Source organism: Nocardiopsis sp. TRM 82005, from assembly GCF_056312425.1.
The window spans coordinates 63,330-79,410 of sequence record NZ_JBWDTQ010000025.1 but is presented as its reverse complement, the minus strand read 5'-3'; the positions used below and the strand labels follow the sequence as shown (position 1 = coordinate 79,410).

Below are 16,081 nucleotides of genomic sequence, written 5' to 3'. Positions count from 1 at the left end.
GTCATCCTTGAAGCAAGTTCTTCCCAGGGAGGCCGGCCGCCCCCAGGGGCCCAGAACTCACCCTCCACGCCCCCAGCACCGCCAGGGGCACCCGCCTCGGAAGGCGCCCACACGCCGGACCAGCAACAAGGCCACCCACGGGCGTGGATCGCGCCCCGCGCCCCAGAAGCCGGTTCCCGCCATGCGCGAGCGGCCGCCCCCCGAACGAGGGGCGCCCCGCGCGGCAAGCGAACCGGCACCGGGCACTGGAGGGCGTACAAGAGCTCCATGACTTTCACCGCCGGACCACGCAAACCTGACATCTCACGAAATTCCGCCCACTCCCGCCCGCCCATCCGGACCACCGGGGAAAACGTCGGCACCGACGCGTCCCGCCAGCGAGGGGACACCTGCTTTGGGCCGGAGGACTCCGGGGAACACCCTCAGACTCCGACGGGAAACCGGATGCGATTGATTATCATTTTCACTAGAGTTGCAGGGAACCGAGCCAACCTTCAGAGATGAGATCATCCCGTGCCTTCGACGACGAAGCCGAATGCAGCCGACTCTCGTGGAAGAAGGGGGTCACCGCTGCTCGCCCCAGCCTTCGTCCGCCTGTGGTGTGGCACCACATCTTCGGGTCTGGCCACTTGGGCGCTACCGTTCATCCTCGGACTCGCCGTACTCGACGGTTCCCTGAGCGCCGTGGGCCTGGGAACCGCCCTGGCCGCCCGGACCGCGGGTTTCCTCGTCGCAGTGCCGCTCGGCGGCCTCTTCGCCGACCGCTACTCCCGTCGGGCCGTCGTGCTGTTCTCCGGTCTGGCCGCCGCGGCGGCCACTCCAGCGCTCGTCAGCGGCCTGGGGACGTCCACCATGTGGCTGATGGCCTCAGCGGCCGCGGTGATCGGAGTCGGCCAGGGTGCCTGCCGGCCCGCCTTCCAGGCGCTGACCGCCGAGGTGGTCCCGCCCGAGGACCGGCAACAGGCCAACGCCGCCATCACCTTCTCCGTCCGCGGCGTCACCCTGGTGGCCCCCGGCCTGACCGCCCTGATGTCGACGTTCACCAGCACCGACGTCCTCCTGCTGGCCACGGCGGTTCTGTGGCTCGCCGCCGCCCTGCTTCCGCGAGGCGGCCACGTCACGGCTGGGGAACGGCCCCAGCGGGCGCCGTTGCACACCGAGTTCCTCGACGGCCTCGCCGAAGCGCGTCGCCACCCGTGGTTCGTCGCGGGCCTGGGGGCTCTGACCACCGTCATCGCCCTGGGCTACTCGGCGACGAGCGTTCTGCTCCCCCTGGCCAGCCGCGACCACTACGGCACCGAGGCCGTCCTCGCCGGGGCCTTGACCGCCTACACCGGCGGCGCCCTGCTCGGTGCGCTCCTCGTCTCCCGGTGGAAGCCGCGTCACCAGGGGTGGACCGCGCTGGCCGGACTCGCGCTCTACGGGCTGGCCCCGCTGAGCCTGGTGCTGCCCGTGGGACCTGTCGTGGTCCTGGCCGCCTACGCCGTCGTCGGCATCGGAGTCGAACTGTTCAACGTCCCCTGGTTCACCGCCGCCCAGCGCGAGGTCGAGCCGGACAAACTCGCCCGGGTCTCCTCACTGGACTTCCTGTTCTCCTATGGCCTGGCCCCGGTCGGTCTGGCCCTCATCGCCCCCGCCGCCCAGGCCTTCGGCACCGAAGCGGTCCTGGTCGCCTGTGCGCTGCTGTGTTTCGTCGCGCCCGCGCTCGCCGCCCTGGCCCCCGGGGCCCGCGGCTTCAGGACGAACTGAGCCGTCTCACCGGGGGCGAAGGTCCACTCGTTCACCGGACGGGCCCGCACCCGACAGGGCGGCGGGCCCGTTCCGCGCTGGGCAGGGCGGGCGCGCACCGTCCGGCTGTTCGCCGAGGGGCGGCTGCTCAGCCCGGCACGAAGACCTGCGTGCCGATCACGTCCCGCTCGGCGTCGGAGAGTCCGTGTCGACGCACCATGGGCCGGGCACTCCACACAGGAACTCAAGGGTTCTCGGGACACATGGCTTCTTGTCCGGCCTGCGCTGAGGGCTCGGTGACGGGGGCGAGCCAGAGACCGGTGAGGGCATCGGTCAGCCCGACGGCGGCCCGGTGCCAGGAGTCCCTGGGAGTAAGGCCCCCCTCGGCCAGGGCGAGCTCGCGCTCGGCGATCGTGTGGACCATGAGCTGACGGGCCATGTCCTGGCGTTCCAGGAGGACCTCGGTCGGCAGATCGGGAAGGCACCTGCGCAACTCCTTCCCGGCACGGACCAGCGACGGGGAGTTGAGGGACTCCTGAGCCACGGTCCCCCGGTAGGCGGAATCACTCATGACCTGAGCGCTGAACCTCCCGAACCAGCTGGGCACGCCCAAGTCGGCGAGATGCTGGGCGAAGGGCTCCACCATGCAGGCGATCCAGTCCCTCACCTCGGTGGAGCCGTCGACCCCCAACACCATGTGCAGACGTAGCCCCTCGATCTGTTCGGTGTGCCTGCGCACGATCGCGCGGACCAGGCCGGTCTTGGAACCGAAGTGGTAGCTGACCGCCGTGTTGTTCCCCTGCCCCGCCTCCTGGCTGATCTGGCGGTTGGAGACTCCAGCCAGTCCGTGTTCGGCGAAGAGCCGCTCCGCCGCGGCCAGGATCGTCTCCCGCGTCGCGGCGACCCGGGCCGACCTCGTCACCCTGCCATTCATAGAGGCCACCGTACCGGCCCCGCCCGGGCCGCTCACCGGCGCCGACCGGCCCGGGCCCGCCCTCGAACCCGGCACCGTGCGCGGTTGGCACGGACCCTCCTCGCGGGAGCGCGGGCCCTGCCGCCAGGTGACCTGGCCAATGTGGTCCTCCTCACCTCTCGCCCTGGACGTTGGTTACGTCCAGATACGTACTGTTATCTTAAGTCATGCGTCTGACTTAAAAGTGGGCGCTTTCGTACGTCCGGAAACGGGGACCCGCTCCATGACCCATGCCCCTGTCGAAGCAGCATCGCCCGGCGACGCGAGTCCCCCGTGCGGCCGAACGTGATCGTCGCCGTCCTGGCCTTCGGCGGAATCGTCGTCTCGCTCATGCAGACCCTGGTCATCCCGCTCGTGCCCGTGCTGCCCGACCTGCTGGGCGCCACCCCCGGGGACACCGCGTGGGCGATCACCGCCACGCTGCTCGCGGCCGCGGTCGCCACCCCGACGGTCGGCCGCCTGGGCGACATGTACGGCAAGCGCCGCATGCTGCTGTTCAGCCTCGCGGTCCTCGTGGCCGGGTCGGTGCTCTGCGCGCTGGCCCACAGCCTGGTGCCGATGGTGGTCGGCCGCGCCCTCCAGGGGCTGGCCGCCGGGGTCATCCCCCTGGGCATCAGCATCATGCGCGACGTACTGCCCCCTGAACGGCTCGGCGGGGCGACCGCGCTGATGAGCGCCTCACTCGGGGTGGGCGGCGCGCTCGGACTGCCCGCCGCCGCGCTCGTCGTGCAGAAGGCGGACTGGCACCTGCTGTTCTGGGTCGCCGCGGCGCTGGCGGCCACGGCCGCCGTGCTGGTCCGCACACTGGTCCCCGACCCGGGCATCCGCGCGGGCGGCCGGTTCGACCTGCCCGGATCGGTGGGCCTGTCCGTCGCACTGCTCCTGCTGCTGCTCGCGGTCTCCAAGGGCTCCGACTGGGGATGGGACAGCGGTGTCCCCGGCGCCATGATCGCCGCCGCGGCCGCGGTGCTCCTGGTGTGGGGCTGGTGGGAACTGCGTACGCCGCACCCGATGGTCGACCTGCGCGTCAGTACGCGCCGCCAGGTCCTGCTCACCAACACCGCGTCCCTGGTGTTCGGCTTCTCCATGTTCGCCATGTCCCTGGTCATCCCGCAGCTGCTCCAGATGCCGCAGACCACGGGGTACGGCTTCGGGCGGACGATCCTGGTCGCGGGCCTGGTGATGGCGCCGAACGGGCTGGTGATGATGGCGATGTCCCCGGTCTCGGCACGTATCTCCCGGGCCATGGGGCCGAAGACGACCCTGATGGCCGGTGCCCTGCTGGTCGCGCTCGGCTACGGCCTGAGCCTGGTGTTCAGGTCGGCCGTCTGGCAACTCGTGATCGCCTCCACCGTCATCGGGGCGGGCGTGGGCCTGGCCTACGGGGCCATGCCCGCCCTGGTCATGGCGGCCGTTCCCCGGTCGGAGACCGCGGCGGCCAACAGCCTCAACACACTGATGCGCTCCATCGGCACCTCTGTCGCCAGCGCCGTCGCGGGCGTGGTCATCGCCAACGTGACCATGACCGCGGGCGGAGAGGTCTTCCCCGCCCGGGACGCCTTCACCCTGGTTCTGGGCCTGGGCGCCCTCGCCGCGCTCACCGCCTTCGCCATCGCCGTCTTCCTCCCCGGACGCGGGGCGGACTCCGAGGCGGGCCGGCCCGAGCCCGAACGCGCCCCGTCCCCCAGCGCCGTGAGCGGCCAGGGCGCCTGACCGAGCACCGGGCGGAAGGACGCCTCTCCCCGTGCCCGGGCGCTCACTCCTGCGCGGGGAGCCCGGGCAGCACAGCGACCGCCAGACCCCCTCACGGCCATCGGCGCGATCCGCGCCCTGGTGCCGTGGAGGCCACAAAGGAAGGACGGCACATGACCACAGCATCCGGCGCGCCCTCGAACACCGACGGCCAGGCCGAGACCGACCTCGACGCGCTGCGGGCCAGATACGCCCGCGAGCGCGACCGCCGCGTCCGCCCCGACGGCACGGCCCAGTACCGCTCGGCCTCAGGCGAGTTCGGCTACTACGCGAAGGACCCGTACACCCCCCGCACCGAGCGCGAACCACTGACGGACACCGTGGAGGTGATCGTGGTCGGCGGCGGGTTCGGCGGCCTGGTGACCGGTGCACGGCTGCGGCAGGCGGGCGTCGAGTCGATCCGGATGATGGACGAGGCCGGCGACTTCGGCGGAACCTGGTACTGGAACCGCTATCCGGGCATCCACTGCGACATCGAGTCCTACTCCTACATGCCCCTCCTGGAGGAGGTCGGCTACGTGCCGAAGTGGCGCTACGCCCCCGGTGAGGAGATCCGTCAGCACGCCGTGGCGATCGCCGACACCTTCGACCTGTACCGAGACGCGCTGTTCCACACACGTACCACCGGTCTGGTCTGGGACGACCAGACGGACGAGTGGGTGGTCGAGACCGACCGCGGCGACCGGATACGGGCCCGATTCGTCATCACCTCCTCCGGCACGCTGACCCAGCCGAAGCTGCCGGGCATCCCGGGGATCGACGCCTTCCGCGGCCACACCTTCCACACGAGCCGGTGGGACTACGGCTACACCGGCGGCGACTCAGGCGGCGGCCTCGACGGCCTCGCCGACAAGAGGGTCGCGGTCGTCGGTACCGGAGCGACCGGTGTGCAGGTCATCCCGCACCTGGGGCGCGACGCACAGCACCTGTACGTGTTCCAGCGGACGCCCTCCTCGGTGGACGTGCGCGACAACCGCCCCACCGATCCGGAATGGGCGGCCTCGCTACGGCCCGGCTGGCAGCGCGAGCGCATGGAGAACTTCCTCGCGATCGTCTCCGGAGAGCCGGTCGGGACCGACCTGACCCGGGACGGATGGACGTCCACGGCACGGCTCCAGCGCAAGATGATCTCCGGGGCACTGGACACGAGCGTGCCCCCGGAGGATCGCGAGCGGATCGACGAACTCGTCGACGCGCAGAAGATGAACCAGATCCGTGCGCGCGTGGACGAGGCCGTCGACGACCCGGCCACGGCCGAACTGCTCAAGCCCTGGTACCGCTACATGTGCAAACGGCCCTGCTTCAGCGACCACTACCTCCAGACGTTCAACCGGCCCGACGTCACCCTCGTCGACACCGCCGACCACGGCGGCATCACGCGCATGACCCAGGACTCGATCGTCGTCGGCGAGACCGAGTACCCCGTGGACTGCGTCGTCTTCGCCACCGGGTTCGACGTCGGCGTCTCCGGGGTGATGTCGGGCGCGCTTCCGGTCCGCGGCCGCGGCGGGCGGGACCTGCTGGAGTCCTGGAGCCGCGGGCCCAGCACGCTGCACGGCTTCTACAGCAACGGGTTTCCCAACCTCTTCCACCTGGGCACCGTGCAGAACGCCAACTCCGTGAACTTCGCGCACATCCTGCTGGAGCAGGCCGAGCACATCGCCGCCGTCGTCGCCGAGGCCCGCGAGGCCGGAGCCCGCGTGGTCGAGCCCTCGCAGGAGGCGGCCGACGCGTGGGGGCGGACCGTACGGGAGACGGCGCACGACAACTCCGCGTTCCAGGCCGAGTGCACGCCGGGCTACTACAACCGCGAGGGCGCCGGCGTCCACGGCGGTTTCTCGTACAGTCCCGGCCCCGTGGCCTTCCACCGGCTGCTCCAGGACTGGCGGAACAGCCGCATGCACGAGGTCCTGGACGCGAAGCCGTAGCCCCGCGCGACCGGCCGTCGCCCGGCGGCCGGTCACCCCCGGTCGGAAGGAAACCGCATGCAGTCGCATCGCCCCGGAGGACGACACAAGACGGGTGTCCGTGCTCTCGCGGTACTCGCGGTCGCGGGCCTGGTGCCGGGGTGTTCGAGCTCCACCACGGACGCGGACCAGGACACGCAGCAGACGGCCGAACTCCTGGTCCAGGTGACCTCCGTCCACGAGGAGACGGGGATGACCCTGCTCGAAGGCCCGGCCTTCGACGCTGACGGCGGCCTCGTCGTCGTCGACGTCACCGCCCCCGCCGGAGAGCCCAAGGTGCTGAGGGTGGACACCGACTCCCGGGAGGCGGTCCCGGTGTTCACGAACGAGGACAGCGCGTACACGTCCGCTCAGTTCAGCCCGTCCGACGACCGGCTCTACCTGACGGACTTCGCGGGCGGCAGGATCGACAGCATCACTCCGGACGGGGCCGACCACACCACGTTCTTCTCCGGAGACGTCGACGGTGCGCCTATGCAGCCGGACGACCTGGCCTTCGACGAGTCCGGGAACATGTACGTCAGCGACTCGACGGGTTTCTCGGACCCCGCGTGGGAGGCCCGGGGCAGAGTCGTCAGGATCGACCGGGACACGGCGGAGGCCACCGTCCTGGCAGGCGAACTGCCCGCGCCGAACGGCATCTCGTTCAGCGAGGACTTCGAGGGGCTCTGGGTCGGCCAGTACGCCGAGAACCGCGTCGACCACTACGCGCTCAACGATGACGGAACCGAGGTGGAGACCTCCCACGCCGCCATCCACTTCGACGGCGGCACGAGCCGGATCGACTCCATCGCGGTCGACGCCGACGGGAACCTCTACCAGGCCGTCCACGGCCAGCCGAGCATCTTCGTGTACGGTTCGACCGGCGAGCACCTCACGACGGTCACCGTCCCCTCCGACGCCGCCGAGGGGCTGGAGTCGGCGACGAACGTCGCCGTCGCACCGGGGACGACCGACGCCTACATGACGGTCAGCGGGGACGACGGCGGGTTCGTCTACACGTTCGACGCGCTCGGCGAGGGGATCCGTCAGTCCAACGGCGGCTGACCGTCCGACGACCGCCTCGGCGGCTCACCCCCGCTCGCGCGAGGAGCCCGTGGCCCCATGCGGCGAAGCGCGCGGTAACGTCTCCCAGACCGCCACAGCGGCCCATCGTGACCCACGGGAGGGCTCCCTCCCGATCACCCTTTCCTGGTGGCCGAGGGGCCTCCACGGGGCCGCGAGCGCCCTGGCCTGAGCCGTTTCCGGGCCCTCCCCGCGTGGGAGACAGCAGGGAGACGTCCTCAGAGCGGGCTCCTCCCAGGAGCCCGCTCTCGTCGTCTCCTCAGTCGCGCTCTTGCCGGGGCGGCACCACGGCGAAGAGCCGCTCCCGTTTCCGAGCCGCACGGGCCGCCTCCGGGATGCGGGGGAGGAATCCGCGGATTTGCGCCCCGCGCTCATGTGCGCACCCTCCGGTGTGTGCCGTCCCTGGAAGGGCCACCCGTCGTGGAGGATGGGCACGGCCCGGGCACCGGGCACATCGCTCGCCTCCCGGACGAGCCCTCACGCGAAGGGGTGCCCCGTGAACCCGTCCCGCCCAAGGTCTTCGGGCCCTGTCCGCTCAGCGGCCGTCCCCGCGGTCGCCGCGCTGGTCGCGTCCATGGCCCTGTTCGCGCCGCCGTTCCAGGTGACAGCCGACGTCGTCCCGCCAGCGACCGGGATCGCCGGATCCGTGGTGGAGCGGGTCGCCACCGGGGTGGACCTCGTGTCCGGCCCCGTCTCCGGCCCCGAGGGCGGCGGGGAGCAGTTCGCCAGTCTTCTCACCGTCGACCTCACCGAGGAGATCGGGATCGAGTACGTCGACGGAGGCGGTCTCACCTCACCCGTGACGGTCGCGGACATGGCGGCCGCCGCCGAACCCCCGGAGGGTTCCACCGTCGTCGCCTCGGTCAACGGCGGCTACTTCGACCTCGGCGCGACCCAGGCTCCCATGGGCGCGGGGATGCGCGACGGACACGTGCTCACCTCACCGGGCGAGGGGTTCACCCACGCCGTGGTCATCGACGCCGACGGCACGGGCAGCGTGCGGCAGGTGGCCTTCGACGGGACCGTTTCCCCACCCTCCGGGGACATCGACATCGATGCCCTCAACGCCCCCACCGTCCCCGCGAACGGTATTGGCCTGTACACGTCGGACTGGGGCGAACACCCCCGCGAACACGTCGTGTACGAACCGGAGACCGGCCCCGGGGGCACAGCCGCCGCCCCCGTCGCCGAGGCCGTCATCTCCGAGGGCACCGTCGAGCAGGTCGGCGACACCCCCGGCAGCGGCCCGATCGGCGAGCACGACCAGGTCCTGGTGGCGCGCGGCTCCGCGGTGGAGCAGATCGCCGCCCTGTCCGAGGGCGACCCGGTCGACCTGGAACACACCCTCACCGCAGACGGCACCGACCCCCGCCTCGTCCTCGGCGGGCGGCACGTGCTGGTCCGCGACGGCGAGCCCGTCCCCGTCGACGACGACTCCCGCGCGCCGCGTACCGCGATCGGGTTCTCCGAGGACGGTGACGCCATGCACATGGTGACCGCGGACGGACGCAACCCCGCCACCGCCGGGTCCACACTCGCGGAGGTCGCCGAACTGCTCGCCGCGTCCGGGGCCGCCCAGGCGCTGGAGCTGGACGGCGGCGGATCCTCGACCCTGCTCCGGGGGTGTCCGTCCGGTGCTGCGCAACCGTGCCGGGGACCAGCTCCGGGAGGTCCCCGACGGCCTGGTGATCACGGCACCCGAGGGGTCGGCCCGGACCTCGGGCCTGTGGCTGCGGCCCGCGCTGGAACCCCGGCCCGAACACGGCTCCCCCACGCCGCCCCAGGAGGATCCGCGCCGCGTGTTCACCGGCATGCACCGCACCCTCGCCGCCACCGGGCACGACGAGGCCTTCGGGCCGTCCGGCCCCGGTGTGCCCGGCACCCCCGACGACCGCACCGACGAGATCAGGCTGTCCGCACCCACCGGGCACGGTGACGGCCCCCGGTTCGTCGCGGGAAGCCCCGGTCCGGTGACCGTCACGGGGCAGGCGGGTGCCGTCCGGGGCACCGTCGGCCTGGAGGTGCTGCCCGCCCCGGACACACTTCGTGCCACACCGGGACGCCTGGGGCTGGCCTCGTCCGGCGACACCGCCTCCTTCGTGCTCACCGGGATCACCGAGGACGGGGAGCCGGCGCCCGTCGAACCGGTCGACGCCGAGATCGGGGCCGTCCCCGAGCTGGTCGAGGTCGTGGCCCACGCCGACGCGGAGGAGTGGACGGCACGGTCCACACGCGGCGAGGCCGGGGCGCGCCCCGTGGCCGGGCGCGATGGCCCCGGACTGGCGTTGGCGTACGACTTCACCCGCGACATCCGCACCCGGGCCGCCGCCCACCCGCCCGAGCCGCTCGCCCTCGACCGCCAGGCCTTCTCGTTCACCGTGGGTGTGCGCGGCGACGGCAACGGTGCCCGCCTCATGCTCAGCCTCACCGACGACCACGGTGTCGGACACTCCCTCAAGGGTCCCGCGGTCGGCTGGGAGGGCTGGCGCGACGTGCGCATCGAGGTGCCCGACGGTGTCGGACACCCGGTCACGGTCTCCCGTGTGTACCTGGTGGAGGACGACCCGAGCCGCGCCTACGCCGGCGAGGTGGTGTTCGACGGCATCACCGCCGAGACCGCGACGGAGCCCTGCTCCTCCGGGTGAGCCCCACCGGCGGAACGGACGCGTTCGAGCGCGGAGTCGGCGGTCTCCTTCGGGACCGCCCGCTCCCCCGCCGTGGTCTGGAACGGCGGCAACGGTCCAGGAGGTTCCCCGCCGGCCGCTGGGGACACGGTCCGAAGGCTCGTCTCCAGCCGTTTCAGAAGGGCCGGTGCGTTCAGCTTCGGCGCCCGTCGTGCTCTGCTGATCGCCTGCGTACGCTCCTGATACCGGTGCGGAACTCCCTTATGAGCAGCTCATAGGCACCGATCAGGGCGAACGGGGGCCAGACGTGGACGTTCCTCGACCACATCGTGGGATCGGCCACCGCGACGTTGGCCGCCAAGGAGGCACCCGAGCCGATGATCAGCACACTCAAGGCAGCAGGACTCCCTTGCGGCCGTGCAGGGCGCCGCTGAGCAGCGTCATCGAGGCGCACACGATCATGCCGTCCACCGACAGCGGGAACGGGGCCGCCCGCCACTCCGGTTCGCCGTGGCTCAGGGCGAGTTCGTACATATGCGAGTAGGACACCACCGAACGCGTCTACCGCCGCCGACTCCGACCGGTACGCCGGTCGGCGGCACGGGCGATGCACGAAGTCCCGCACGGCGTGGGCTGACACCCCACCGGAGACGAAGAAAGAGGTCCGCCAACCGGCGAACCTCTCTCTGACCTGCTACTTCTCTGTCGGGACGGCGGGATTTGAACCCACGACCCCTTGACCCCCAGTCAAGTGCGCTACCAAACTGCGCTACGTCCCGTCCGCTGCGCGAGGGCCGTCCCCGGCCTCGCCAACAGGTGAAACTGTATCGCATTCGGCGAGGCGCTCGAACCGCTCGCCCTCCGGCGGCGGACCTCGGCGCGCGGTCCGGATCAGGGCACCAGCCCCTCGACGAGGGCCTCCCCCGGCTCGTCACCGGTGTGGACGGCGACCGCTCCGGGGACCGCGAGCATGTCCACCAGGATCCGTCCGGCGGGATCGATCCACTGGGCCGAGTCCCAGGACACCGACTCACCGAAGGGTGCCACCGCCACCTCGATCCGCTGTTCGCTCGAGGCGAGGGGACCCCGTACCCGTGGGAGGAGCACCATGTCGTCCAACGCGACGACGTGGTCGACGTTGGCCGAGCCCGCGAGGAGGTTCCCCGGATCCGCCGTCTCGATGATCTCACCGGAGGCGTCGACACGGTGGACCAGCGACCCGTCGCGCAGGTCCTCGGGGAACACACCGCCCCCGGTGTCGGCCTGCACCACTCCCCCGTAGGCACGGGACGCACTCCCGTCGGCCTCGAACAGGAACCCGGGAAGGTGGTCGAGCTGCTCCCCGGTGGCGGCGTCGAGCACGAGCGGCCCGGTCCCGCCGCCCCGACGGTTCAGGACGACCACCGGGGCGCCGTCCCCGCTGAGGGAGTGGCGCCCGACGACCTCGGGGGTCCGCTCCTCCGGCTCGGACGTCCACCCGTACCTCCAGGACTCCTCCCCCGTGGTGACGTCCACGGCCGCGACCGCGACCTCCACCTCGGCCTCCTGGTTCCAGAAAAGACTGAAGAAGTCCACGTACGCCGTCCGGTCGTCCGCCCGGACCTCCTCGTCCGGAGCGCACCCGTACAGGATGACCAGGTCGTCGCCGTACCGCCGAGGGTCCTCCTGGCGGCACACCTGGCCCTCGCCGGGCGTCACCAGGGTGTGCGACCACGGCTCCCCTCCGCCGTCCAGGGACCTGCCCGTCAGTACGGCCCCGCCGTCGTCCGTCAGGAAGCGGTTGACCCGTGCCTCGGGCGTCACCGCGACGAGCGCGCCCTCGCCGTCAGGCACGAGGGCGGTGAACTCACCGGCGACCTCCCCGGAACCGGTGTCGAGCACCACCGTGGTCCGCTCCACGGGCTCTCCCGGCTCCCCGGGTTCGGTCTCCTCGGGCTCGGCGCCCCGGGCATAGCGCACGTAGACGTGCTCGTCGTCGGCCCACGCACCCGTCCCCCAGTCCCGCGGGCGCCGGAAGGACCACAGCTCCTCCCCGGTCGTACCGTCCAGGGAGACGGCTCCGTCGTCGAGCAGGACGAGGGGCCCGTGGGTCCCGGCGCGGACCTCGTCGATCCGCGTTCCCATGGGAGGCTCCCAGCTCCACCCCACACGGGTGACCGCTCCCGGTACGGGTGCCGGATCAACGGGCTCCCCGGACGTGGTGTGCGCTTCCCTGGGGAACGCGACCGCCGCCACCAGCCCGCTGACCAGCACCACCGCCAGAACGCCCGCCGAGGCGAAGGGCAGCGAGCGCACGACGGGGTACGGACTGGGCGCGTGCGTGGACACCAGCATGAGCAGGCATCCCAGCGCGACCGCGCAGACGACGAGCCACATGCTGACGGCCGCGGGCGAGGGGTCGTACCGCCATGCGCTCTCCACCGTCGTCTGGAAGGAGTCCGCCGGAAAGCTCGCGAGGGCCACGTACCCGCCGCCCAGCGAGAGCAGGGAGAGCCACAACACGTAGCCCGCCTCGGGTTCGTCGCCGGGGCCCTGGGGGCGCCTCACGCGCCACCGGATCCCGTAGGCCAGAACCAGTCCGGCGATGACGACCGAGGGGATCCACCAGCCCCCGGCCTCGTCGGTGCCGTCGTCCTCGTGCCCGCCCCAGTTCACGGCCACCGTGACGGCCGCGAGGACGACGGCACCGACGAGCAGCCCGGCCCCGGTCCACGCCAGTGCGTTCCTCGCGCGCCCGTACCCCGGTCCCACCGCCCCGCCCACTTTGCGCCTCCGCTGTCGGCATCGTGCCCGGCGCACGGCCGCACCGCGCACGTGTGACCGCACCGTCCGTTATGTCCGACGACAACCTAACAGTGGGCCCCGGACGCACGCGGCGGCCTCCTCCCCTCCTCCCGGGAGGCGCGGAAGCAAGAGGGCTGGACGGCGCTCACACCGCTCGCCTTCAGGCCCCGGGCGGCTTCGGGGCCCGGTTCACTGGCCGGTGGGCCAGGTCTCCTCCTCGGACGAGTCCGGCTCGACCGGGTGCAGCGGTGTGAGCGCCCGGGTCCGGTCGACGAACACGAAGGCGTCGTAGCGCTCCTCCATGACGGTGGGGACGTAGTTTCCCCACTGGTCGCGTCCGGGGTGGTAGACCACTCCGATGGCGCGGTGCGGCAGCACCTTCCCGTCCTGGAACGGGTTGGCCGCCCCCTCCCCCGAGAGGAGCACCAGTCCCGCTGAGTTCTCGGTCGACCGGTGCAGCAGGTCCTCGACGCTCCCCTCACGCGCGGCGGGGACAGGCATCGGCTCCGGGGTCGCGCCCCACGCCCGTCCGGCGACCACCCGGCCCTCGTAGGTGCCGAAGCCGACGAGGACCGCTCCCTCGTCCCCGTGGCGTTCGCGCACCAGCTGTCCGACGTTGACCATGCCCGCGGCGGACATGTCGGTCGCCCGCGCGTCACCGACATGGGTGTTGTGCTCCCACACCACCGCCTTGGCACGCGGGCCGTAGTGCTCCATCAACCGGTCGAGCGTGTCGGCCATGTGGTGGTCGCGGACGTTCCAGGACTCGGGCCCTCCGCGCACCATCGACCGGTAGTACTGTTCGGCCCCCGCGAGCACCTCGGCGTTCTGGCGCGCGGCGAAGTCGGCGAGGCCGTCGTCGGCCGTCCCCTCCGTCCGCGCCTGGCGGCGCAGCCCGGCCAGCAGGTCGACGACCTCGGCCTCGCAGCTCTCGGGCACCAGCCGTGTCGCGTGTGCGTAGGACCGGGGGTCCTCGCCGTAGGGCTCGAAGCAGTGGTAGGCCCTCAGCGCGGGCTCCACCTGCTCGGGCACGTGCTCGCGCAGCCACCCCAGCACCGCGTACAGCGACTCCCACAGGCTGTAGACGTCCAGGCCGAAGAAGCCCACGCGCCGCTCAGCCGGAAGCTCCATGTTGTAGGCCCTCAGCCATCGCGCGAAATCCAGCACCTCGGTGTTGGCCCACATCCACCGCGGCCACCTCCGAAAGCCCTCCAGGGCCCCGCGCGGGTCCTCGGAGGCCCCCGGCGCGCCCACGACGGAGCAGTGCAGCGCCTGGCAGTCCGGCCAGTCCCCCTCCACCGAGACGAAGGAGAAGCCCGCCTCCTCGATCAGCCGCCGGGTCAGCTTCGCGCGCCAGCGGTAGAAGTCGGCGGTGCCGTGCGAGGCCTCGCCCAGCAGCACGTATCGCGCGTCACCGATCCGCTCCATGAGCGGGTCCAGCGATTTCGGTCCGGTCAGCGGCAGGACCGCGTCCGGGTCGATGCGTACCGGATCTCCGGTGCTGTCCGTTGTCATGTCGGCCCCTCCCGGGAACGGGGCTACGGGATCTGGTGCGGCCCCCGCGGGCGGGCCCGCCGCTCACCTCTCCCGTTCGCCCATGATGCGCGTGAACCAGTCGGCCGCGGCGTCGGCCACGTCCTCCAGCGCGCCCTCCTCCTCGAACAGGTGTGTGGCCTGGGGGACGACGTGGATCCGGCTCGGTCCGCCGAGCCGGTCGGCCGCCTCCTCGTTGAGCCTGAGGACCTCGGTGTCCGCACCGCCGACGATGAGCAGTGTCGGGGCCCGCACCAGCTGTAGCGCCTCCGTGCCGGCGAGGTCGGGACGGCCGCCGCGCGAGACGACCGACGAGACCGTGTCCGAGCGCTCCGCGGCGGTCCGCAGCGCCGCGGCGGCTCCGGTACTGGCGCCGAACAGTCCGATGGGCACTCCCGCGGTGTCCTCGTGGGAGGCCAGCCAGTCCACCGCCCCCGTGAGCCGTCCGGTGAGCAGGTCGATGTCGAAGCGCTGCTGCGCGGTCACGTTGTCGACGCGCTCCTCCTCGGGGGTGAGCAGGTCCAGCAGGAGCGTCGCGGTCCCCGCCAGGTTGAGTTCGCGGGCGACGGCCTGGTTACGCGGGCTGTGCCGTGAGCTCCCGCTGCCGTGCGCGAAGGCCACGACCGCGGTCGCCCCGGGGAACATGGTCAGTCGCCCGTCGAGCTGCGCGTCCGGGGTCCGTACCGTCACGTCCTGGGCGGTCATGGTGCTCTCCCTTCGTCAGGGCCGATGCGCCCGTGCGGCACACGGGCCCGCTGCTGTCCGCCGCTTCCCCGTACGCGGTCACGGCGGTCCGGACGTTTCGGGGCGGTTGCCGCCGACGGGGCGATCGCCCTCGCGTGCCCGTCGGGGATGGCGGTCCAGCAGGGCCAGCACCTCGTCATCACTGACCTGCGGGAACTCCTCGTACCACAGGCTGACCGCGCCGAAGTCCGCCGGCGTCTCCAGGCAGACGACCTGGTCGCACACGTCGGCGAGCGCGTGCACCGCGTCCCGCGCCCCCACGGGGACGGCCAGCACGAGGGACGCGGGCCCCTGCTCCCGCAGCGCGGTCAGGGCCGCACGCGCGCTCATGCCGGTCGCCAGTCCGTCGTCGACCACGACGACGTCGTATCCGGAGATCTCCGGTTCGGGTTCGCTTCCGCGGTACGCACGGACCCGTCGCCGGGCCTCCGCCTGTTCGGCCTCGGCCATGCCGGCCAGGCGCTCCTCGGGGATGCCCAGCATGTCCAGAGCTCTTCGGTCGAACAGCGGCGGGCCCTCGGACGTGGTCGCCCCGATCGCCGCCTCCGGGCTCCCGGGCGCGGGGATCTTGCGTACGACCACGACGTCCAGCGGTACGCCGACGGCCTCGGCGACGCGCTCCGCCACGGGGAGGCCGCCGCGCGGCAGCGCCAGCACGAGCGGGTTCGGCCTGTCCTGCCCCTCCACCACGCGAGCCAGTCGCTCACCCGCGTCCTGCCGGTCCTGGAACACGTTCCTCACCCCAGTCGCGTCGTTGCGGTGCACGAAGCCCGTAGCGCGGGTCGGTTCCGGGTCGTTCGGGCTCGTCTCCAGAGCGTCGCGGGACGAGCCGCCCGCTGGTGCCCTCGGCGACCGGGCTCCAGGAAGCCGACCCACTCCGGGAAGCGGTGTGCGGGGGACCGCGTTCACTC

The 16,081-nt window shown here is 72.1% G+C and carries 13 protein-coding genes and 1 tRNA gene; 6 read left to right on the top strand and 8 right to left on the bottom strand.

The genetic code is table 11. The features are described 5' to 3' along the window. Positions 1–513: 513 nt before the first annotated feature. Positions 514–1,749 carry an MFS transporter gene (locus tag AC0T5L_RS20205; RefSeq protein WP_476167018.1) on the top strand — a complete coding sequence of 412 codons (1,236 nt, stop codon included), beginning with the start codon at positions 514–516 and terminating at the stop codon, positions 1,747–1,749. A 223-nt stretch (positions 1,750–1,972) separates the two neighbouring features. Here the strand turns inward: AC0T5L_RS20205 and AC0T5L_RS20200 are convergent, their stop codons facing one another. Next, positions 1,973–2,662 carry a TetR/AcrR family transcriptional regulator gene (locus AC0T5L_RS20200; RefSeq protein WP_476167017.1) on the bottom strand — a complete coding sequence of 230 codons (690 nt, stop codon included), beginning with the start codon at positions 2,660–2,662 and terminating at the stop codon, positions 1,973–1,975. A 324-nt stretch (positions 2,663–2,986) separates the two neighbouring features. On the opposite strand from AC0T5L_RS20200, the gene AC0T5L_RS20195 reads away from it, so the two are divergent. The 5 genes from AC0T5L_RS20195 (at position 2,987) to AC0T5L_RS20175 (ending at position 10,130) form a co-directional block, all read left to right on the top strand. After that, complete coding sequence (locus tag AC0T5L_RS20195; RefSeq protein WP_476167070.1) at positions 2,987–4,414, top strand: MFS transporter; 1,428 nt, start codon at positions 2,987–2,989, stop codon at positions 4,412–4,414. A gap of 152 nt (positions 4,415–4,566) precedes the next feature. Beyond that, a complete protein-coding gene (locus tag AC0T5L_RS20190) occupies positions 4,567–6,381 on the top strand; it encodes a flavin-containing monooxygenase (RefSeq protein ID WP_476167016.1) in 1,815 nt (604 codons plus the stop codon). Between the two features lie 57 nt (positions 6,382–6,438). Next, complete coding sequence (locus tag AC0T5L_RS20185; RefSeq protein WP_476167015.1) at positions 6,439–7,467, top strand: SMP-30/gluconolactonase/LRE family protein; 1,029 nt, start codon at positions 6,439–6,441, stop codon at positions 7,465–7,467. A 514-nt stretch (positions 7,468–7,981) separates the two neighbouring features. Continuing rightward, a complete protein-coding gene (locus AC0T5L_RS20180) occupies positions 7,982–9,421 on the top strand; it encodes a phosphodiester glycosidase family protein (protein ID WP_476167014.1) in 1,440 nt (479 codons plus the stop codon). Further along, on the top strand, positions 9,357–10,130 hold the full coding sequence (locus AC0T5L_RS20175) for a hypothetical protein (RefSeq protein WP_476167013.1): 774 nt from the start codon (positions 9,357–9,359) through the stop codon (positions 10,128–10,130). The genes AC0T5L_RS20180 and AC0T5L_RS20175 overlap by 65 nt, the downstream gene beginning before the upstream one ends. Positions 10,131–10,302: 172 nt before the next feature. On the opposite strand, the gene AC0T5L_RS20170 is transcribed toward AC0T5L_RS20175, so the two are convergent. The 7 genes from AC0T5L_RS20170 to AC0T5L_RS20140 all read right to left on the bottom strand — a co-directional run bounded on the left by AC0T5L_RS20170 (position 10,303) and on the right by AC0T5L_RS20140 (position 15,902). Then, on the bottom strand, positions 10,303–10,503 hold the full coding sequence (locus AC0T5L_RS20170; RefSeq protein WP_476167012.1) for a hypothetical protein: 201 nt from the start codon (positions 10,501–10,503) through the stop codon (positions 10,303–10,305). Further along, positions 10,500–10,658, bottom strand: a complete 159-nt coding sequence (locus tag AC0T5L_RS20165; RefSeq protein WP_476167011.1) for a DUF2637 domain-containing protein — start codon at positions 10,656–10,658, stop codon at positions 10,500–10,502. Before AC0T5L_RS20165 ends, AC0T5L_RS20170 begins: the two co-directional genes overlap by 4 nt. A gap of 156 nt (positions 10,659–10,814) precedes the next feature. Continuing rightward, positions 10,815–10,888, bottom strand: a tRNA-Pro gene (locus tag AC0T5L_RS20160). A gap of 112 nt (positions 10,889–11,000) precedes the next feature. Then, complete coding sequence (locus tag AC0T5L_RS20155) at positions 11,001–12,872, bottom strand: hypothetical protein (protein ID WP_476167010.1); 1,872 nt, start codon at positions 12,870–12,872, stop codon at positions 11,001–11,003. A gap of 210 nt (positions 12,873–13,082) precedes the next feature. Next, complete coding sequence (locus AC0T5L_RS20150; protein WP_476167009.1) at positions 13,083–14,408, bottom strand: erythromycin esterase family protein; 1,326 nt, start codon at positions 14,406–14,408, stop codon at positions 13,083–13,085. A gap of 63 nt (positions 14,409–14,471) precedes the next feature. Further along, positions 14,472–15,131 carry a dienelactone hydrolase family protein gene (locus tag AC0T5L_RS20145; RefSeq protein WP_476167008.1) on the bottom strand — a complete coding sequence of 220 codons (660 nt, stop codon included), beginning with the start codon at positions 15,129–15,131 and terminating at the stop codon, positions 14,472–14,474. A gap of 78 nt (positions 15,132–15,209) precedes the next feature. Further along, a complete protein-coding gene (locus tag AC0T5L_RS20140) occupies positions 15,210–15,902 on the bottom strand; it encodes a phosphoribosyltransferase (protein ID WP_476167007.1) in 693 nt (230 codons plus the stop codon). Between the last annotated feature and the right edge of the window lie 179 nt (positions 15,903–16,081).